This is a genomic window from Clostridium kluyveri DSM 555, from assembly GCF_000016505.1.
GTDB lineage: Bacteria > Bacillota > Clostridia > Clostridiales > Clostridiaceae > Clostridium_B > Clostridium_B kluyveri.
Genome location: NC_009706.1, coordinates 853,542 through 873,219 on the forward strand (window position 1 = coordinate 853,542; position 19,678 = coordinate 873,219).

Below are 19,678 nucleotides of genomic sequence, written 5' to 3' on the forward strand. Positions count from 1 at the left end.
CATTTCAGGGGGAAGAGAGGTGTAATGATGGATTTACTAAAAAAAGTTAAAGATGCAGGTATTATAGGAGCTGGAGGAGCAGGATTTCCTACTCATGTAAAGCTGAATACCAAAGTTAAATATTTCATAGTAAATGCTTTAGAATGTGAGCCGCTATTACAGTCAGATAAATATTTGATGAGAAATCACAGTGATGAAATAGTAGGAGCAACAGAGATAATAGGAAAATCATTAGGGGCAGAAAAAATTGTAATAGGTTTAAAGAACGTTTATTATAATGAAATAGATGCACTTACAAATTCTATAAAGAAGTTAAATTCTTCAGTAGAACTGTTTTTAAACAGAAGTTTTTATCCTGCAGGGGATGAGCAGATACTGGTTTATGAAGTAACAGGGAAGACAATAGCACCAGGAGCAATACCTTCAACTGTAGGAGCAGTGGTATCAAATGTAGGTACAGTATTTAATGTATTTGAAGCTCTTAAGGATGAGCCCGTTACATACAAATATGTAACTGTTGTAGGAGAAGTGGCAAGTCCTGCCATAGTTAAAGTTCCTATAGGTACAAAAGTTACAGAATGTATAGAAAAATGCGGTGGAGCCACATTAGGCGACTACGTAGTAATAATGGGCGGACCTATGATGGGAAAGAAAATCTCAAAAGAGGAAGCAGAAAACACAGTTATTACAAAAACTAACGGGGGAATTATAGTAATTCCAAAGGATCATTATGTAGCTGCAAGAGAAAGACTTACTATAGAGGAAATGGTACACAGAGCAAAAGCAGCCTGTGAACAATGCCGTTATTGTACAGAATTATGTCCTAGATATCAAATTGGACATCCACTACACCCACATAAAATAATGAGAACTATGGCATTAGGGAGAAACGATGAAGAAGTTCTCAAGGAAGCAATAATGTGCTGCCAGTGTGGAGTATGTGAAATGTATGCATGTCCAAATGGGTTATCTCCAAGACGTATAAATGGATATGTAAAAGCTCAGTTTGGAGCTAAAGGTATAAAATGGAAGAATAAAACAGATGTATTCACAGGAGATCCTCAGAGAGAATTCAGAAAAGTTCCTACAGGTATGCTTATAACAAGACTTGGAATGAATAAGTATAAGGGACAACCATATAAAGAAAATGAAGAGTTGGTACCAGCACAGGTAAGTGTCCCTTTGAAACAGGGTATAGGTGCACCATCTACAGCAGTTGTAAAAGTAGGAGATGTGGTTAAAAAAGGACAGATGATAGGGGCAATAGACGAAGGAAAAATGGGAACAAATGTACATGCCAGCATCGACGGAACTGTTGTTGAAGTAAATGAAAATGTAGTCATAAAAGCTATTTAAGGGTTGAGGTGATAACCATGATAAGAACTATAGGAATGATAGAGTTAAACAGTATAGCTAGGGGAATAAAGACAGCAGATGCCATGATAAAGGCAGCAGAAGTTGAATTACTGTTGGCAAAAACTATTTGTCCTGGTAAATACATTGTATTGATTACAGGAAATGTAGGAGCTGTTACAGCTTCAATAGAGGCAGCAGTGAGCATAGGAGGAAAACATGTAGTAGACAAGTTATTGCTTCCAAATGTTCATGAACAGGTAATTCCTGCAGTAAATGAGGCTACAGGTGTTGTAAAATTAAAGGATTTAGGAGTTATGGAATTCTTTAGTGTGGCAACAGGAATTGTTGCAGCAGATGCGGCAGCTAAAGCTGCAGATGTACAGCTTATAGAAGTTAGATTAGGAATGGGAATGGGCGGAAAATCTTTTGTAACTCTTACAGGAGATGTAAGTGCAGTTAAGAATGCAATAGAAGCTGGAGTTAATGTTTCACTTGAAACTGGAATGCTTGTAAACAGTGAAGTTGTATCTGGACCAAACAGAGATTTGCTGCCACATTTGTTATAGAATATGTAAGGAATAATATAAGTAGAGTAGTATAGTATTACAACACTTTAGGGTTAAGAGAGGTGTAATGATGGATTTACTAAAAAAGATTAAAGATGCAGGTATTATAGGAGCTGGAGGAGCAGGATTTCCGACTCATGTAAAACTGAATACTAAAGTTGAATATTTCATAGTAAATGGTTTGGAATGTGAACCATTGCTGCAGTCAGATAAATATTTGATGAGAAATTACAGTGACGAAATAGTAGAGACAGTACAGAAAATAGGGGAAGCAATTGGAGCAGCACATGCTGTAATAGGCTTAAAAGCAGCTTACCATACTGAAATAGAAGCACTTAAAAAGTCCATAAACAAATTGAATTCAACAGTAGAGTTATTTTTAAGTGAAGCATTTTATCCTGCAGGTGATGAGCAAGTATTGGTTTATGAAGTAACAGGAAGGACAATACCACCAGGAGGAATACCTTCAAGCGTAGGAGCAGTGGTATCAAATGTAGGTACAGTAGTTAATATTGCTGATGCTATTAATGATAAACCGGTTACATATAAGTATGTAACTGTTATAGGAGAAGTAGGAAACCCTTCAATCATAAAAGTTCCAATAGGAACAAAAGTTATGGAATGTATAGACAAATGTGGGGGCACTACAGTAGATGACTATACAGTAATAATGGGTGGACCTATGATGGGAAAGAAGCTTTCAAAAGAGGAAGCAGAAGACACAGTTATTACAAAGACTAATGGAGGAATTATAGTAATTCCAAGGAACCATCTTATACAGCAAAAAGAATCAATATCAATAGATCACATGATAAACAAGGCAAAATCATCCTGTATACAATGTCATTATTGTACAGATATGTGTCCAAGATTCTTAATTGGACATCCATTGCATCCACACAAGGTAATGAGAGGCATAGCTTTGGCTGAAGGAAATGAAGCACTTAAAGAAGCAATAATATGCTGTCAATGTGGAGTGTGTGAAATGTTTGCATGTCCTATGGGATTGTCACCAAGGAGAATGAATGCATATGTTAAAGCACAGATGATGGCAAAGGGTATAAAATGGAAGAATGAAACAGACCAATTTGAAGGCAGAATAATGAGAGAAGAAAAGAGAATACCAACAGGTAGATTAATCGCAAGATTAAAAATGAGTAAATATAAAGGACAGTCAATTAAAGAGGGAGAAGAATTAGTCCCAGGACAGGTAAGTATTCCATTGAAGCAGGGACTTGGAGCACCATCTACAGCAATAGTTTCTGTAGGAGATGTAGTGGAAGTAGGACAGATGGTAGGTGCAATAGACGAAGGAAAAATGGGAACAAATGTGCACGCCAGCATTAAAGGCGAAGTTGTAGAAGTAAATGAAAATGTAGTCATAAAGGCTATATAAAAAGTTGAGGTGATATCATGGTAAGAACTATAGGAATGGTAGAGTTAAATAGTATAGCGAAAGGAATAAAAACAGCAGATGCCATGGTAAAGGCTGCAGAAGTAAAGCTGCTTTTATCAAAGACTGTTTGTCCAGGAAAATACATTATATTGATTACAGGAAATGTAGGAGCTGTTACAGCTTCAATAGAAGCGGGAGTAAGTATAGGAGGACAGCATGTAGTAGACAAGTTATTACTTCCAAATGTACATGAACAGGTAATTCCTGCAATAAATGAAGCAACAGGTGTTTCACAATTAAAAGACCTAGGAGTTATGGAGTTCTTCAGTATAGCAACAGGTATAGTTGCAGCAGATGCAGCAGCTAAATCAGCAGATGTACAGCTTATAGAAGTTAGAATGGGAGTTGGAGTAGGAGGAAAATCCTTCGTAACTTTAACAGGAGATGTAAGTGCAGTTAAGAATGCAGTAGAAGCTGGAGTTAATGTTTCACTTGAAACTGGAATGCTTGTAAATAGTGAAGTTATATCCGGACCAAGCAAAGATTTATTACAATATTTATTGTAAGATATATAAAATTATATTAAACACGATAATTTATAGGGATGTAATATAATCTAATATTATAGATTTAGCTAAAAATAAAAAATAGATACTACTATATTTGTTAAGAATGCACCTTCTTATGCAGAAATAGGCTTTGGAGGATATGACATACAACATTTACAATAATGTGAATACGGTAGTATAAATATTACAACCTTTAGGGTTAAGAGAGGTGTAATGATGGATTTACTAAAAAAAGTTAAAGATGCAGGTATTATAGGAGCTGGAGGAGCAGGATTTCCTACTCATGTAAAGCTGAATACCAAAGTTAAATATTTCATAGTAAATGCTTTAGAATGTGAGCCGCTATTACAGTCAGATAAATATTTGATGAGAAATCACAGTGATGAAATAGTAGGAGCAACAGAGATAATAGGAAAATCATTAGGGGCAGAAAAAATTGTAATAGGTTTAAAGAACGTTTATTATAATGAAATAGATGCACTTACAAATTCTATAAAGAAGTTAAATTCTTCAGTAGAACTGTTTTTAAACAGAAGTTTTTATCCTGCAGGGGATGAGCAGATACTGGTTTATGAAGTAACAGGGAAGACAATAGCACCAGGAGCAATACCTTCAACTGTAGGAGCAGTGGTATCAAATGTAGGTACAGTATTTAATGTATTTGAAGCTCTTAAGGATGAGCCCGTTACATACAAATATGTAACTGTTGTAGGAGAAGTGGCAAGTCCTGCCATAGTTAAAGTTCCTATAGGTACAAAAGTTACAGAATGTATAGAAAAATGCGGTGGAGCCACATTAGGCGACTACGTAGTAATAATGGGCGGACCTATGATGGGAAAGAAAATCTCAAAAGAGGAAGCAGAAAACACAGTTATTACAAAAACTAACGGGGGAATTATAGTAATTCCAAAGGATCATTATGTAGCTGCAAGAGAAAGACTTACTATAGAGGAAATGGTACACAGAGCAAAAGCAGCCTGTGAACAATGCCGTTATTGTACAGAATTATGTCCTAGATATCAAATTGGACATCCACTACACCCACATAAAATAATGAGAACTATGGCATTAGGGAGAAACGATGAAGAAGTTCTCAAGGAAGCAATAATGTGCTGCCAGTGTGGAGTATGTGAAATGTATGCATGTCCAAATGGGTTATCTCCAAGACGTATAAATGGATATGTAAAAGCTCAGTTTGGAGCTAAAGGTATAAAATGGAAGAATAAAACAGATGTATTCACAGGAGATCCTCAGAGAGAATTCAGAAAAGTTCCTACAGGTATGCTTATAACAAGACTTGGAATGAATAAGTATAAGGGACAACCATATAAAGAAAATGAAGAGTTGGTACCAGCACAGGTAAGTGTCCCTTTGAAACAGGGTATAGGTGCACCATCTACAGCAGTTGTAAAAGTAGGAGATGTGGTTAAAAAAGGACAGATGATAGGGGCAATAGACGAAGGAAAAATGGGAACAAATGTACATGCCAGCATCGACGGAACTGTTGTTGAAGTAAATGAAAATGTAGTCATAAAAGCTATTTAAGGGTTGAGGTGATAACCATGATAAGAACTATAGGAATGATAGAGTTAAACAGTATAGCTAGGGGAATAAAGACAGCAGATGCCATGATAAAGGCAGCAGAAGTTGAATTACTGTTGGCAAAAACTATTTGTCCTGGTAAATACATTGTATTGATTACAGGAAATGTAGGAGCTGTTACAGCTTCAATAGAGGCAGCAGTGAGCATAGGAGGAAAACATGTAGTAGACAAGTTATTGCTTCCAAATGTTCATGAACAGGTAATTCCTGCAGTAAATGAGGCTACAGGTGTTGTAAAATTAAAGGATTTAGGAGTTATGGAATTCTTTAGTGTGGCAACAGGAATTGTTGCAGCAGATGCGGCAGCTAAAGCTGCAGATGTACAGCTTATAGAAGTTAGATTAGGAATGGGAATGGGCGGAAAATCTTTTGTAACTCTTACAGGAGATGTAAGTGCAGTTAAGAATGCAATAGAAGCTGGAGTTAATGTTTCACTTGAAACTGGAATGCTTGTAAACAGTGAAGTTGTATCTGGACCAAACAGAGATTTGCTGCCACATTTGTTATAGAATATCAAGAATAAAGTGAATTTTAATAACTATAAAGATTAAAACAGAGAATATTTTAAATTAAATTCCAGTAAAATGAACCATTTATTTTACTGGAATTTAATTTTGCAGTAAAATTTTTTATAAAGTTATTGAATATTTATTTTATATGTGGTAATATAATTCATATATTCAATTGAAAAACATATGTCTTTCAATTGCGGACAAGGTGTGAAGTTATGAAAAATAAATTTCTTATAATTGATACTAGCATACTTCCTGATGTGTTTGACAAAGTGGTAAAGGTAAAGGAACTTCTTAGAACTGGCCATGTGAAGGATATATCAGAAGGAGTAAAACAAGTAGGTATAAGCAGAAGTACTTATTATAAATATAGGGATTCAGTCTTTACCTTGTCTGAAAGCGTGGCAGGGCATAAAATAACTCTGGGATTAACTTTAGCTCATAAGGCAGGAACATTATCGAAAATACTTGATAATATAGCTCAGAAGAAAGGAAATATACTTACTATAAATCAAGATATACCTATTAATAATGCCGCTAATGTATCTATAACTTTTGATGCTTCTCAGCTAGAGGTTGAAGTTAACGAGTTGATGGAAGATATAAGAACCTTAAAAAGTGTTATAAAGGTAAATTTAGCTGCAGTAGAGTAAAAAAGATGTTTAATAATATCTATACATATATGTAGTTATGTTGAATACCTTTAATGACTTATCTGTTTGAAATTATATATAAATAAAACTATGAAAAGGAAGAGTAAATAATAAACTACTTTAAAGAGAGAGGAATTCCGTGGCTGAAATATTCCTTGAGGAAGAATTATTGAAAACCACCTTTGAGTTGTATACTGAAATTCTTATTAGGTATTTCCGCAGATCTGCGTTATGGATATGGAGATAACAGTATAAAAATTGTAATAAGTATAATATTATCTATTAATACACATGATTTGGGGTATGTGTATTAAATAATTTTAATTAAATATTACTGTTAATTTGGGTGGAATCGCGATAAAACTCGTCCCATGTGGGAAGAGTTTTTTGTTTTGATAACAAGGGAATTAATTATTTGTTTGAAAGTGTTAAATAAAAAGGAGGGCGATAATATGATTAATATAGCAATGCTTGGATATGGTGTAGTAGGTAGTGGTGTAGCTGAACTTATATTTAGAAATAGAGATAAATTCAAGGATGAATTAAATGAAGAATTGGTATTATCAAAAATTTTAGTTAGAAATATTAGTAAGCATATAGATAATAAAAACAAAGAACTTTTAACAGAAGATATAGATGATATTTTTAAAGAAAAAGTGGACATCATAGTTGAAGCTATGGGGGGACTTGATCCATCTTATGAATATGTAAAAAGGGCTTTAAATATGAAAAAGCATGTGGTTACAGCTAACAAAGATTTAATTGCGGAATATGGTTATGAACTTTTACAAATAGCAAAGAAAAATGGAGTTACTATTCATTTTGAAGCTAGTGTAGGGGGAGGAATACCTATACTTAAATCAATAAATGAATGTCTTGTAGGAAATGAAATAAAAAGCATAAAATCCATATTGAATGGTACTACTAATTTTATATTGTCTAAAATGAATCATAATGGCATGAGCTACACAGAAGCGCTGGAACTTGCACAAAAATTAGGATTTGCAGAAGCCAATCCAGAATCAGATGTGAAGGGATATGATGCGGCTAGAAAACTTTCAATTTTATCTACAATTGCCTACAATAGGAGGGTAGACTGGAAGGATATAAACATAGAGGGAATTACAGAAATTGATGAATATGATTTTAAATATGCTAAGATGGAGAAATGCAGTATAAAATTAATGGGAATTAGTAAACTAGGCAGTAAACATATATATGCTACAGTTATGCCTGTTATGGTAAAAGAAGATTCTGTTCTTGGGAAAATTGAGGACGAGTATAACGCTATTTTGGTAGAAGGAGATGCTGTGGGAGATGTTATGTTTTCAGGAAAGGGCGCAGGAATGTTTCCTACTGCCAGTGCGGTATTTGCAGATATAGCGGATATAGTTAAACAGAAGAGAAAAAAATGTATTACTTTTAGCAGTGAAAAGGCAGAAATAGATAAGAGCTGGGGATTGAAGGGAAAGTGGTTTCTTAGAGTAAAGACACAAAATCGAGTAAAAATTATACAGGGTATATCTTCGAGTTTTAAGAGTTGTTATATTTTATCCAGTACTTTTTCAGGAAATAAAGAAGAAGTGGTAGCTTTTGTAAATGCAGATAATGAGGTCTGTATAGATAATTATATTGAGAAAGTTAAATCAGAAGGAGAAGCCTGTGATGTTAAAAAATTGTTGATTTTACACTAAAAAGTCTATCCAAAATGAATGACTAGCTTATTATACTAGTCTAGTTACATAGTATCCGTTGATTAATAATTACTGGCAGAATTTGTTTTCCAAGGTATCTTTATAAAAAATATTTTATCAATTGGGAGGAAGTTGAATATGGCTAAAGTGAAAGTAAGAATACCAGCTACTACTGCAAATATGGGACCGGGATTTGATACTTTGGGTATGGCCTTAAAGTTATATAATGAAATTGAAGTGGAAGAAATAAATGGAAAAACACAAATATATAATAATGGATTAAAATCTGAAGAGGATTTTGGAAACAATCTTATATATAAAAGTATAATAGAAACCATGAATAAAGGAGGATATTCTTATAAAGGATTTAAAATTAATGTAGTTAAGTGTGATGTACCTATCTCTAGAGGACTTGGAAGTAGTTCCGCTTGTATAGTTGGAGGTATAAAGATAGCAAATGAGATTATGGGAAATAAATTAGAGTTAAAGGATATGATTGACCTAGCTACTAAAATAGAGGGCCACCCAGATAACGTAGTACCTGCAATGGTAGGTGGCATGGTAGTATCTTTGAAGACGGGAGAGGATATAAAATATTCAAAGATAGATTTGCCTAAGCAGTTAAAGTTTGTGGCCATGATACCATCTTTTCAGGTAAATACGGCTCTTTCTAGAAAGGTTTTACCTAAGTCTTATTTAAAAGAAGAATGTATATTTAATATATCAAGATGTGCTATGCTTGTAAGTGCTCTTTACAATGGGGAATTTGATAAGCTTAGGACATGTTTTCAGGACAAAATTCATCAGCCTTATAGAAAAAATTTAATAAAAAATTCTGATGATATCTTTAAAAAGGCAGTGGAATTTGGTTCTATAGGTGAGTTTATAAGTGGCTCAGGATCTACACTTATGGCTGTGTTGAATAAAAATGAGGATGAATTTGTTATATCTATTAAAAGGTATTTAAGTGGACTACAAGATAAATGGAATGTAATTTTACTTGAACCAGATTTAGAAGGAGTTAGAATTGTTAAGATCTAATATTATAATATAAAATATACCTCTTTAGTATATTACTTTTTACTTTTATAGATAAATAAGATATTTTTATTTATAGTTTATTCAATATATTTAAAATAAAGGGATTTAATTATTTATGTAGAATTTAAAATTCATAGATGAATATAAAGAGGTGGAATTATGTTAGATGTTAACATAAAGTTTAAAGATATGAAAATCTCAAGTGTGGAAGAAAAAGATTTAATTGGAATACAAAAATGGATGGAAACCAATAAGGTTTTTTTGAAAGAAGAATCTACTCTGGAAGAATTAAAAAATAGATTTTTAGAAAGTTATATAAGTGAATGTGAATTCTTTTTTAAAATAGAAAAGAGTGAAAAGTTAGCAGGTATTTTGAAAGGAAGAGTTGAATTTAAAAAACAAAATGAACTTTGGATATGGTTTTTTTATTTAGATAATATATGCAATAATGAGGATTTACGTATTGATATAATAAAATATTTAATGAATTATTTTAATAGAAGATATGGAGTAAATATTTTTTTTGCTAGGGTAATTAAAGATGAAACAAACAACATAGTTTTTTGGAAAAATATAGGATTTAATCTTACAAGAATAGTAAAGGATTTTTATAATGTCAACGGAAGACATATAGATATGATGCTTATGAAAAAAATTGGTGTATCACAGTAATATTTTTCTCTCCCCTATAATAATAATATATAGGAATACTATGAGTAGGGGTGAAAAGATGAGATACACAAGATATGATTTAAAAAAGCAAAATGGTTTTAAGATTTTTGTGGTTTCGCTATTAATGATATTTTTTCTTGCTTTTATAATTGGAACTTTTGTATTTAAAGTAATTGTGAAAAATACAGCTGGCTTTAGTTCAAATGATATAAAAATTTCTGATTCTAGTAATAAGTATGTGAAATTTGTAGCTATTCAAGGTGGAGTCTATAAGGATAAGAATAATGCAGATACGCAAAAAAATTTACTGTCTAACTATGGAGTTTCCTTTTCTGTAACAGATTCAGATAAGACGAGAGTTTGCATGGGTATTTATACTGAGGAAAATGCAAAAGGTATTATGGATTCCCTTACGAAAAAGAATATAGATAATACAAAAATAGTATTTACTATACATCAAAATGATTTGTATAATGTAGAAGTAACAGAAATAATAAATGCGAATCTTAAGATATTAAATAAACTCTCAGAAAGTGATGTAAAATCTATAAAAACAGATGAATTAAAAAAATGGTGTGCTTCTTTAAAAGATGTAAATGACGGTGACAACAATAGTAAGTTAATTTTAAAAGAACTAAAAGAATATATAAATAAGCTTCCAGGAGAAATTGAAAAAAAAGATGGTGAACAAAATTATATTTACATATTTGATGTATTAAAAAAAATAAGTTCTAGTTAATTAAGTGTTGCTCATAAATAAATGTGAAAAAGCATGGCAAGTATAGGAGATTCTTACTAATACTTGCCATTTTTATATATAATTTAAAAAATTTTTTTAACAATAATATATTTACTTGTTTATGGTTTTATTAAATGATAAACTATATAAGATATATTGTTAAGGTAGGGGATTTTATATGAAAGGGGCCGGAAAAAGTAAAAGTTTTATATGGTTTTTCATATTCTTAGGAGCCATATGTGGCAGTCTTATAGGAGATGCCATTGGAAATAATTTTAGTTTTTTAAGTTTTTTAAAAAATTTTTATTCAATAGGGATGACAGATCCAGTCGTATTAAATCTCAAAGTTATGGTTCTAACTTTAGGTATAAATTTCAGTATAAATATTATGACTGTAATAGGTATAATCATAGCTGTTATGTTGTATAGAAAATATTAGGAAGTGATGACGTGAAAATTGTATTGGCTTCAGCTTCTAGTAGAAGAAGACAACTTTTAAGTAGATTAATAGAAAATTTTCAAGTAGTGGTAAGTGATTTTGATGAAGACTCTGTGGTATTTCAAGGGAGATGTGAATCCTATGTTATGAAACTGGCTGAAGGTAAGGCAAAAGATGTTTGTAGAAAACTAACGAATGAGAGTTCAATAGTTATAGGATGTGATACCGCAGTGTTTTTAAGAGGAAAAGTAATGGGAAAGCCAAGAGATATACAAGAAGCATTTCATATGTTGAAAGCATTAAGTGGAAATGAACATGATGTATACTCAGGTATAGCGATAATGGATAAGGTTTTACATAAAACAGTTAAAAGTTTTGTACGTACTACTGTAAAATTTTCTGAAATAGATGATAGATGTATAAAAAATTATTTAAAAAAGGGAGAATACAAAGATAAGGCAGGAGCCTACGGCATTCAAGGTTATGGGGGAGTTTTTGTAAAAGAAATTCATGGGTGTTATTATAATGTAGTAGGATTACCTTTAAATAAGTTGTATAATATGTTAAGTGGGATGGGGGTAAATTTATAATAGGGAGATTTAAAATGAAAGATAATTTAAAGATTATGGATTTGCCCAAAAATGAAAGACCAAGAGAAAGGCTGTTTAGATATGGTTCGGAAGCGTTATCTAATTCAGAACTTCTAGCAGTAATACTTGGAACAGGCATTAAAGGTGAGAATATAGTATCTTTAAGTAACAGAATAATAAAAGATAATGGGGGATTAAATGGAATTTTTAATTCTGATTTAGAGGATTTTGTGAGTATTTCAGGGGTGGGAAAGGCTAAGGCAGCTAAGATACTTGCTATGGCGGAGCTGTCAAAGAGGTTTAAGTCCTACAAAGATGGGGATGACTATAGGATATGCAGTCCTCAAGATGCTGCAGTACTTGTTATGGAAGAAATGAGAGGGATGAAGCAGGAACATCTTAAAGTCATTCTGTTAAATACAAAAAATATGGTTATAGGAATTAAAAATGTATTTATTGGGACTTTAAATTCATCTATAGTGCATCCAAGAGAAATATTTTTTTATGCCATAAAAAAGAATAGTGCTTCTATAATTCTATGTCATAATCATCCTTCTGGAGATCCCTCACCTAGTAATGAAGATGTAAACGTAACTTTTAGATTAAAAAAGTGTGGTGAGCTTTTAGGAATACAATTAGTTGATCATTTAATAATAGGAAATGGAATATTTATCAGTTTAAAAGAAAAAGGAATTTTGTGAGGTTGAAAGGAGAAATATAAAAATGGGTTTTTTTGGAATATCTAGAGATATGGGAATTGATTTAGGAACAGCTAATACATTAATATATGTTAAAGGAAAAGGAATAGTACTTAGGGAACCTTCTGTGGTGGCTATAAATAAAAATGTTAAAAAGGTAATGGCCATAGGTAATGAAGCAAAGGATATGATAGGTAGGACTCCGGGTAATATAGTAGCTATAAGACCGTTAAAGGATGGAGTTATTGCTGATTTTGATATAACTCATACTATGCTTAGAAAATTTATAGAGAAGGTAAGTCCTAAGTCAGCGTTTACAAGTCCTAGAATATTTGTATGTTTTCCCTCTGGAGTTACTGAGGTGGAGAAAAGGGCAATAGAAGAGGCAACAAAACATGCAGGAGCTAGAGATGTGCTCCTTATGGAAGAGCCTATGGCAGCTGCAATTGGAGCGGGGCTTCCAGTACATGAACCTACAGGAAGTATGATTGTGGATATAGGTGGAGGAACTACAGAGGTTGCTGTGGTATCCCTTGGAGGAATTGTTACAAGTAAGTCACTTAGAATTGCTGGAGATGAATTGGATCAAGGTATAATAAGCTACATAAAGAAGGAATATAATTTGATGATAGGTGAAAGAACAGCAGAAAATGTAAAAATCCAATTAGGATCTGCATATGATATGGGAGAAGAGAACTCCATGGAAATAAGAGGAAGAGATTTAATATCAGGATTACCTAAAGTTATAAATATAACTGAAAGTGAAGTTAGAGACGCTTTGAAGGAGCCTATAGTGTCAATAATTGAGTCTATAAAGACAACTCTTGAAAAAACCCCACCGGAACTTGCGGCGGATATAATGGATAAAGGAATCATGCTGGCAGGTGGAGGAGCAATGCTTAAGGGATTAGATCAATTAATAAATATAGAGACACATATGCCAGTACACATAGCTGAATCACCTCTTGATTGTGTGGCCTTAGGCGCAGGAAAGGCATTAGATACTATTGATAAAATAGTAGCTAGTAGAAAATAGTTATGAGTGATATGTTATGCGATTTTTGAAAAATAAACTTGTAATAACTATAATAATACTCTCAATTATTTTTTTAGTACTAATTTCTTTTAGTTTCAAGAGTGATGGTAATTCGGTTATAAGAAATGGTGTAGGTATTACCTTTAATTCTCTTCAGGGAGGATTGTATAAAATTAATAGTAAAATAAAAGACTCCATAAGCTTTATTCTAAATTTTTCTGATGTTAAAAAAGAAAATGAACAGTTGAAGAAAAAAAATAGTTCCCTAGAAAATAAGCTTGTGGAATATAATACTTTAAAAGATGAAAATTCTAATTTGAGAAAAGAGTTAGATTTTAAAAGTGAAAGAGAAGAATACAATTATATAGGCTGTGACATAATAGGGAAAAGCAGTAGCGGAATGTTAGACCAAGTTGCCGTAAATAGAGGAAGTAAAGATGGTATAGAAAAACAAATGATAGCTGTTACTGCAGATGGCTTAGTGGGTCAAGTTGTACATGTGGAAAAAAATTGGTCTATAGTTCAATGCTTAACTAATGAGAATATGGCAGTGGGGGGAACTGTTAATAAAACAGGAGATGAAAACGGAGTAATAAATAGTGGTATTGTAAAAGGCTATAAAAGCGATGAGAGCAAGTTTTTGGCTAAGCTTTATTATCTTCCCCAGGAATCTACTGTAAAAAAAGGAGATAGCGTGTTAACTTCAGGAATTGATAATTCCTATCCTAATGGAATTAGAATTGGAACTGTAGTAGATGTGGAAACGGATAAAGGAAAGGTAATGAAAAATGCTTTAATAAAGCCTTATGTGAATTTTGACAAAATTCAACAATTGCTTATAGTAATCCCTAAAAATAAAATAGATATAAAATACTAGGGTGATGAAAAATGAAAAAAATATTAGTATTAAGTGTCTTGTCTATAATTTTGTTTATATTAGACAATGTATTAATGCCTTTTTTTGCTATAAAAACTTTTTATCCAAGTCTCCTTTTCATTTTTATAATCTGTTATTCTATTGTAAATGGAAAGTGGGAAGGATTATGGCTTGGAGTATTTGTGGGACTATTACAGGATGTATACTTTTCTCAGGGGTTTGGAATAAATGCATTTACAAATATGATAATATGTGTCACAGCAGGAGTTGTAGGGGACAACATATTCAAAGAAAAAAGACTTATTCCAGTTATTTCTTGCTTTCTATTGGCTTTATTTAAAGGTATTCTGGTATTTGGACTGTTATATCTATATGGCATATATGTAAATATAAGTAAAGTATTTTTTATAAGTATTTATGATATGGTACTATGCATTTTCATGTATAGACCTATATATAAACTTTGTAATAAAGAGTATATGCAGATTAAATGGAAGTTCTAAAAGTCAAAATAGGGCACTTTATAATTGGAGGTGATTTTTGTGAAAAATAAAAAGCATCATAATATTACAAGGTATACTACTATTATAATAATTATGGTATTAATTTTTACAACGATGGCTATGAGACTTTTCTTCCTCCAGGTAGTGCAGGGTAAGGAATATAAGGAACAGTCAAACAATAAGTCTATAAGAGAAATACCTGATGCCGCTCCCCGGGGAGATATTTTAGATAGTAAAGGAAATAAGTTAGCCACAAGCATTCAGGGTTACGTACTTGTATATAACCAGCCTGATGAAGATGAGAATACAGATGAAAGTGACAGCACATTTTTTGCTACCATGGATAAGGTATTTAAAATATTGGATGAAAACGGTGAAAGCCAGCAGGATGATTTTGAACTTAAGGTAAATCCATTTAGATTTGAATTTAGAAGTGATGATGAAAATACCCGAAATACCTTGGAGGTAAAATTTAAAAGAGATAGAGGATTAAATGAGGCCATAGAGAAAAAAATTAAAAGTAAAAATGAAGATATTTCAGATGATGATTTAAAGACACAGGTTAACAGAGAACTTTTGAAGATATCTGCAGAAGATACCTTTAAAGCACTCCTAAAGGAATATGAAATTCCAAATGGATATTCACTGGAAGAGCAGAGAAGATTCATGATTATAAGAGATACTTTAAAGATGCAGAGTTTTTCAGGCTATAAACCGGTAACAATAGCAAGTAACATAAGCAAAGATACTGCTTTTAAATTTTTACAGATGTTAAATGAACTTCCAGGAGTAGACGTAAGTACTCAGCCCATAAGGTCCTATCCAAATGGAGAACTGGGTTCTGCTTTTTTGGGATACATATCAAAAATAGCCTCCAATTATGAAAAATATACAGACAAGGGCTATGATATAAGCAGTGATTATGTGGGGCAAGCGGGAATTGAGGCAGCTTTTGAAGATAGATTAAAAGGTTCAAAAGGCGGCAGGATAGTAAAACTCAATAAAGATGGCAGAGTAATTGAGGAACTAGGCAGCAGGGATTCCTATCCAGGGCAAACTGTACAGCTTACCATAGACAAGGATGTGCAGGCGGCAGCAGAAAAGGCACTGGATGAGAGGATGGCCGAATTAAGACAGAATCCTTATGGTCAGCAAAGAGCTGATACTACAAATGCAACCAGAGGAGCAGCTGTAGTGATTAATGTAAATACCGGGGCTATAATAGCACTGGCCAGCAGGCCGGGATATGATCCCAATGATTTTGCAACGCCGGGAAAACTTTCTACGGAGCAATACAACAAATATTTTAATCCTGATTTAGAGGAGTTTGGAAGGGAGTATATAAGAGCAAGAAATATTACGGCCAATTATCCTGGAAAAACTGAGGATGAAGTATTAAATATACTTTTTCCTATTGATAAAAGCATAAAAAATAATACTACCATAAGACAGGATGTATATGATATATATGCAAAGCATTTTTATAATTATGCCACTCAGTCTCTAATACCTCCAGGTTCTACTTTTAAGCCTATGACTGCTATTGCAGGGTTGGAAAGTGGAGTTATAACACCTTATTCTAGTTATTATGATAATGGTACTTATAACCAAGGGGGAAGACTTGTAAGATTTGAATTGGATGGAGCAAATGGACTGGTGAACCTTACAACTGCCATACAAAGATCCAGTAACCCCTATTTTATGGAAGTGGCAAGGCTTATTAGAGAAACTTTTGGAGATGATATCTTAGCTAAATATGCTTGGAAGTTTGGACTTGGAGTACCTACAGGCAGTGAAGAAAAACCTGCTACAGGCATAGAAATTCCAGAAAAATTTGGACAGGTATATAATACTAAGTCCAATGAAAATACCTATGCAAATACTTACCTGTGGAAAATTATGTCCTTACTTAAAAGTGGACTGGATGACAAGGGAAACAGTGTAGTTAAAATAGATTTATACGATAATGATAATGACTCTAGTAAAGTTAAAGCATTGAAAAAGGAAATAAAAACTTTGATACAAAATTCTATAAAAGGTGGAAGTAATGCCTTTGATAAAGAAAAATATAAAGAAGTATTTTCAGAACTGACCAAGGAAGATCCAAATAATAAAAAAGATATCAGTGATAAAGAAATGAATAGTTTAATTGAGGCCATATATTACACAGCTGTTTCAGATGCCAATGCCCAGCTTGATGTACCGGCTAATATAGAAAATGCTGCTATAGGGCAGGGATTAAACCAGTTTACTCCCCTTCAGATGGCAGATTATATTGCAACGTTAGCAAACGGAGGAACCAGATATAAGCTCCATCTAGTAGACAAGTTTCTGGATTCTGATGGTAATGTTATTGAAGAGGTTAAGCCGGAGGTTCTTGAAAAGACGGAGGTTAAGGCCGAAAATATAGAGGCGGTTAAAGCGGGAATGGAGGCAGTTAATGAAAAAGGTACTGCATCCCAGGCTTTTGCAAATTTCCCTATAAAAACTGCGGGAAAGACAGGTACTGCAACTATAGGAAGTCAGGAACAGCAAACCCAAATTGGAAGAACTGACTATGCAGAGTATGTAGGCTATGCACCACTAGATAATCCTGAAATAGCTGTATGTGTGGTGGTATTTGACGGAGGTATGGGCTCTGGTTCTGCTTATATAGCTAGAGATATTTATTCTGCATATTTTAATTTAAATCAAGGAAACAGTGAAGAGAATTCAGATGCCGGTGAATAACAGTATATGAATTTGCGAATAGATTAATCTATTCGCAAATTCATATATGATAATTAATGTAGTATTATGTATTTAAATAAAAGTTAGCTTAGGTAAGATATTTTCAAAAATACGAAGAAATTTAAGGATACAAGAATTTTTGATAAATAAAGTTAAAATATAGGGAGGATTTATGTGAATAATGTTGAAATATTATTATGAGGTAACTTATGGAGGCTAATTTATGATAGATAATAATATATTAGTTAAGGGTAATAAAGAGGGCATAAATATAGTTATAAATATAAATAAATTTAAAGATTTTGAAGAAATGCTGGAGGCCTTAGTAAAAAGGCTTTCAGTAGGCAAGATGTTTTATAAGGGATGTAATTTAAAAATAATTACAGACTTAAAAAATATAAATGAAAAACAATCTGTAAGATTGAAACAGGTGTTATTTGAAAAATTTTTGATAAAGGATTGTATATTTGAAGACAGCAATGAAAAACCTAGTAAAATATTTTCTGGTATTTATGAGGGTAGAACTAAATTCTTGAGAAAAACAATAAGAGGAGGACAGGTTGTAAATTATCCTGGCAATATAGTTATAATAGGGGATGTAAATGCTGGCTCAGAAATATATGTAGGGGGTAATATAGTAGTATTTGGAGCACTGCGAGGATATGCTCATGCGGGTTTTGGAGGAAATTCCAAAGCAATAGTTGCTGCAATTTCCTTGGAGCCAGAAATGCTTCAAATTGCTGATTTAGTGACTAGATCTCCAGATAACATGAAACCCCAATATCCAGAGGTAGCTAAAATTAGAGGAAATATAATAATAGTAGAACCATATTTGCCTAATAAGTTTATTTAAGGGAGGTAGTGTAAATGGGAGAAGCAATTGTAGTAACATCAGGCAAGGGAGGAGTTGGAAAAACTACTACTACGGCTAATATAGGTACAGGATTGGCTGCTTTAAATAAAAGTGTAGTGGTAGTAGATGGGGATACTGGACTTAGAAATCTAGATATTCTTATGGGGCTTGAAAATAGGATTGTATTTACTTTATTAGATGTACTAGAAAATAAATGCAGACTTAAACAGGCTCTTATAAAAGATAAGAGATTACCTAATCTATATCTTTTACCTACGGCACAGACCAGAGATAAGGAAGATATAAGTGCAGAACAGATGATGAATTTAGTGAATGAACTAAAAGCCAGTTATGATTATGTAATAATAGATTGTCCAGCAGGAATTGAACAGGGATTTGAAAATGCCGTAGCAGGTGCAGATAGAGCATTGATAGTAGTAAATCCTGAGGTTACTTCTGTTAGGGATTCTGATAGGGTTATTGGTAAACTGGATGCTAAAGGTCTTGAAAATCACCAGCTTATAATAAATAGAATAAATTATAAGATGACTAAAAGTGGAGATATGTTAGATGTTAATGACATATTAGATAGTTTAGCTATAGAACTTATAGGGGTAGTACCAGATGACAGAACTATAACTGTTTCAACTAATAAAGGAGAACCAATAGTATTAGATAAAAGTGCTATCTCAGGTCAGGCTTTTAGAAATATAGCAAGAAGAATAATAGGGGAAGAGGTGCCTCTTATAGATTTAAGCAGTGAGCAAGAAGGATTATTTTCATCCATAAAAAAAATATTTGGTATTAAATAAGGAGTGTAGGGAAATGGATTTATTTAGGGCGTTTTCCAAGCCATCTTCCAAGGATATAGCTAAAGAAAGATTGAGGTTAATACTTATAAATGACAGATGCAGTATGCCTCAGGAAGTATTAGAAGATATAAAGGAAGATATACTTAAAGTACTTTCAAAATATATGGAAATAAACTATGCTGAAATAGATGTTAGAATGACGATTACTGAGAAAGTCGAGGAAGATCCAGTAGCACTTGTTGCCAATATACCTGTAAAAAAAGTTAAGTATAATAAATAGCTGTGTATTATACATGGCTTTTTTATTTTGCTGTGGTATAATCATTATAGTTATATTGGA

At 32.8% G+C, this 19,678-nt stretch carries 21 protein-coding genes and 1 other annotated feature; all 21 genes read left to right on the forward strand.

What is annotated here, in order from left to right:
- The first annotated feature begins 27 nt into the window (after window positions 1-27).
- The 21 genes from CKL_RS04175 (at window position 28) to minE (ending at window position 19,618) form a co-directional block, all read left to right on the forward strand.
- Complete coding sequence (locus CKL_RS04175) at window positions 28-1,356, forward strand: 4Fe-4S dicluster domain-containing protein (RefSeq protein WP_011989418.1); 1,329 nt, start codon at window positions 28-30, stop codon at window positions 1,354-1,356.
- Between the two features lie 17 nt (window positions 1,357-1,373).
- Window positions 1,374-1,922: a BMC domain-containing protein gene (locus tag CKL_RS04180; RefSeq protein ID WP_011989419.1), complete on the forward strand. Its 549-nt coding sequence runs from the start codon at window positions 1,374-1,376 to the stop codon at window positions 1,920-1,922.
- A 70-nt stretch (window positions 1,923-1,992) separates the two neighbouring features.
- Window positions 1,993-3,318: a 4Fe-4S dicluster domain-containing protein gene (locus tag CKL_RS04185; RefSeq protein ID WP_011989416.1), complete on the forward strand. Its 1,326-nt coding sequence runs from the start codon at window positions 1,993-1,995 to the stop codon at window positions 3,316-3,318.
- Window positions 3,319-3,335: 17 nt separating this feature from the next.
- Window positions 3,336-3,884: a BMC domain-containing protein gene (locus CKL_RS04190; RefSeq protein ID WP_011989417.1), complete on the forward strand. Its 549-nt coding sequence runs from the start codon at window positions 3,336-3,338 to the stop codon at window positions 3,882-3,884.
- A 219-nt stretch (window positions 3,885-4,103) separates the two neighbouring features.
- A complete protein-coding gene (locus CKL_RS04195; RefSeq protein ID WP_011989418.1) occupies window positions 4,104-5,432 on the forward strand; it encodes a 4Fe-4S dicluster domain-containing protein in 1,329 nt (442 codons plus the stop codon).
- A 17-nt stretch (window positions 5,433-5,449) separates the two neighbouring features.
- The gene (locus tag CKL_RS04200; RefSeq protein WP_011989419.1) at window positions 5,450-5,998 is read left to right on the forward strand and encodes a BMC domain-containing protein; all 549 of its coding nucleotides are present in this window, start codon (window positions 5,450-5,452) and stop codon (window positions 5,996-5,998) included.
- Window positions 5,999-6,216: 218 nt separating this feature from the next.
- Window positions 6,217-6,654: an ACT domain-containing protein gene (locus tag CKL_RS04205; protein ID WP_011989420.1), complete on the forward strand. Its 438-nt coding sequence runs from the start codon at window positions 6,217-6,219 to the stop codon at window positions 6,652-6,654.
- Window positions 6,655-6,735: 81 nt separating this feature from the next.
- Window positions 6,736-7,029, forward strand: a binding site (T-box leader).
- Window positions 7,030-7,106: 77 nt separating this feature from the next.
- Window positions 7,107-8,348 (forward strand): homoserine dehydrogenase, encoded by a 1,242-nt coding sequence (locus CKL_RS04210; protein WP_011989421.1) that lies wholly within the window; start codon window positions 7,107-7,109, stop codon window positions 8,346-8,348.
- Window positions 8,349-8,486: 138 nt separating this feature from the next.
- Window positions 8,487-9,389 (forward strand): homoserine kinase, encoded by a 903-nt coding sequence (thrB, locus tag CKL_RS04215; RefSeq protein ID WP_011989422.1) that lies wholly within the window; start codon window positions 8,487-8,489, stop codon window positions 9,387-9,389.
- A gap of 159 nt (window positions 9,390-9,548) precedes the next feature.
- A complete protein-coding gene (locus tag CKL_RS04220; RefSeq protein ID WP_011989423.1) occupies window positions 9,549-10,061 on the forward strand; it encodes a GNAT family N-acetyltransferase in 513 nt (170 codons plus the stop codon).
- Window positions 10,062-10,119: 58 nt separating this feature from the next.
- Window positions 10,120-10,800 carry a hypothetical protein gene (locus CKL_RS04225; RefSeq protein ID WP_012101240.1) on the forward strand — a complete coding sequence of 227 codons (681 nt, stop codon included), beginning with the start codon at window positions 10,120-10,122 and terminating at the stop codon, window positions 10,798-10,800.
- Between the two features lie 178 nt (window positions 10,801-10,978).
- A complete protein-coding gene (locus tag CKL_RS04230; protein WP_012101241.1) occupies window positions 10,979-11,239 on the forward strand; it encodes a DUF4321 domain-containing protein in 261 nt (86 codons plus the stop codon).
- 11 nt (window positions 11,240-11,250) lie between these two features.
- On the forward strand, window positions 11,251-11,829 hold the full coding sequence (locus tag CKL_RS04235) for a Maf-like protein (protein WP_012101242.1): 579 nt from the start codon (window positions 11,251-11,253) through the stop codon (window positions 11,827-11,829).
- 14 nt (window positions 11,830-11,843) lie between these two features.
- Window positions 11,844-12,530 (forward strand): RadC family protein, encoded by a 687-nt coding sequence (radC, locus tag CKL_RS04240; RefSeq protein ID WP_012101243.1) that lies wholly within the window; start codon window positions 11,844-11,846, stop codon window positions 12,528-12,530.
- Between the two features lie 22 nt (window positions 12,531-12,552).
- Window positions 12,553-13,563 carry a rod shape-determining protein gene (locus CKL_RS04245; RefSeq protein WP_012101244.1) on the forward strand — a complete coding sequence of 337 codons (1,011 nt, stop codon included), beginning with the start codon at window positions 12,553-12,555 and terminating at the stop codon, window positions 13,561-13,563.
- Between the two features lie 16 nt (window positions 13,564-13,579).
- Window positions 13,580-14,440 carry a rod shape-determining protein MreC gene (gene mreC, locus CKL_RS04250; RefSeq protein WP_012101245.1) on the forward strand — a complete coding sequence of 287 codons (861 nt, stop codon included), beginning with the start codon at window positions 13,580-13,582 and terminating at the stop codon, window positions 14,438-14,440.
- Between the two features lie 11 nt (window positions 14,441-14,451).
- The gene (gene mreD, locus CKL_RS04255; protein ID WP_012101246.1) at window positions 14,452-14,943 is read left to right on the forward strand and encodes a rod shape-determining protein MreD; all 492 of its coding nucleotides are present in this window, start codon (window positions 14,452-14,454) and stop codon (window positions 14,941-14,943) included.
- A gap of 39 nt (window positions 14,944-14,982) precedes the next feature.
- The gene (locus CKL_RS04260; RefSeq protein ID WP_012101247.1) at window positions 14,983-17,673 is read left to right on the forward strand and encodes a penicillin-binding transpeptidase domain-containing protein; all 2,691 of its coding nucleotides are present in this window, start codon (window positions 14,983-14,985) and stop codon (window positions 17,671-17,673) included.
- Between the two features lie 223 nt (window positions 17,674-17,896).
- Window positions 17,897-18,526: a septum site-determining protein MinC gene (gene minC, locus CKL_RS04265; RefSeq protein ID WP_012101248.1), complete on the forward strand. Its 630-nt coding sequence runs from the start codon at window positions 17,897-17,899 to the stop codon at window positions 18,524-18,526.
- Between the two features lie 14 nt (window positions 18,527-18,540).
- Window positions 18,541-19,338 carry a septum site-determining protein MinD gene (minD, locus tag CKL_RS04270; protein ID WP_012101249.1) on the forward strand — a complete coding sequence of 266 codons (798 nt, stop codon included), beginning with the start codon at window positions 18,541-18,543 and terminating at the stop codon, window positions 19,336-19,338.
- A 13-nt stretch (window positions 19,339-19,351) separates the two neighbouring features.
- Window positions 19,352-19,618, forward strand: coding sequence for a cell division topological specificity factor MinE (minE, locus tag CKL_RS04275; RefSeq protein WP_012101250.1), 267 nt, complete (start codon window positions 19,352-19,354; stop codon window positions 19,616-19,618).
- The last annotated feature ends 60 nt before the right edge of the window (window positions 19,619-19,678 follow it).

Coding starts and splice junctions, on each gene's coding strand:
- CKL_RS04175 (WP_011989418.1), top strand. CDS start 28: ATGGATTTACTAAAAAAAGTTAAAGATGCAGGTATTATAGGAGCTGGA.
- CKL_RS04180 (WP_011989419.1), top strand. CDS start 1,374: ATGATAAGAACTATAGGAATGATAGAGTTAAACAGTATAGCTAGGGGA.
- CKL_RS04185 (WP_011989416.1), top strand. CDS start 1,993: ATGGATTTACTAAAAAAGATTAAAGATGCAGGTATTATAGGAGCTGGA.
- CKL_RS04190 (WP_011989417.1), top strand. CDS start 3,336: ATGGTAAGAACTATAGGAATGGTAGAGTTAAATAGTATAGCGAAAGGA.
- CKL_RS04195 (WP_011989418.1), top strand. CDS start 4,104: ATGGATTTACTAAAAAAAGTTAAAGATGCAGGTATTATAGGAGCTGGA.
- CKL_RS04200 (WP_011989419.1), top strand. CDS start 5,450: ATGATAAGAACTATAGGAATGATAGAGTTAAACAGTATAGCTAGGGGA.
- CKL_RS04205 (WP_011989420.1), top strand. CDS start 6,217: ATGAAAAATAAATTTCTTATAATTGATACTAGCATACTTCCTGATGTG.
- CKL_RS04210 (WP_011989421.1), top strand. CDS start 7,107: ATGATTAATATAGCAATGCTTGGATATGGTGTAGTAGGTAGTGGTGTA.
- thrB (WP_011989422.1), top strand. CDS start 8,487: ATGGCTAAAGTGAAAGTAAGAATACCAGCTACTACTGCAAATATGGGA.
- CKL_RS04220 (WP_011989423.1), top strand. CDS start 9,549: ATGTTAGATGTTAACATAAAGTTTAAAGATATGAAAATCTCAAGTGTG.
- CKL_RS04225 (WP_012101240.1), top strand. CDS start 10,120: ATGAGATACACAAGATATGATTTAAAAAAGCAAAATGGTTTTAAGATT.
- CKL_RS04230 (WP_012101241.1), top strand. CDS start 10,979: ATGAAAGGGGCCGGAAAAAGTAAAAGTTTTATATGGTTTTTCATATTC.
- radC (WP_012101243.1), top strand. CDS start 11,844: ATGAAAGATAATTTAAAGATTATGGATTTGCCCAAAAATGAAAGACCA.
- CKL_RS04245 (WP_012101244.1), top strand. CDS start 12,553: ATGGGTTTTTTTGGAATATCTAGAGATATGGGAATTGATTTAGGAACA.
- mreC (WP_012101245.1), top strand. CDS start 13,580: ATGCGATTTTTGAAAAATAAACTTGTAATAACTATAATAATACTCTCA.
- mreD (WP_012101246.1), top strand. CDS start 14,452: ATGAAAAAAATATTAGTATTAAGTGTCTTGTCTATAATTTTGTTTATA.
- minC (WP_012101248.1), top strand. CDS start 17,897: ATGATAGATAATAATATATTAGTTAAGGGTAATAAAGAGGGCATAAAT.
- minD (WP_012101249.1), top strand. CDS start 18,541: ATGGGAGAAGCAATTGTAGTAACATCAGGCAAGGGAGGAGTTGGAAAA.
- minE (WP_012101250.1), top strand. CDS start 19,352: ATGGATTTATTTAGGGCGTTTTCCAAGCCATCTTCCAAGGATATAGCT.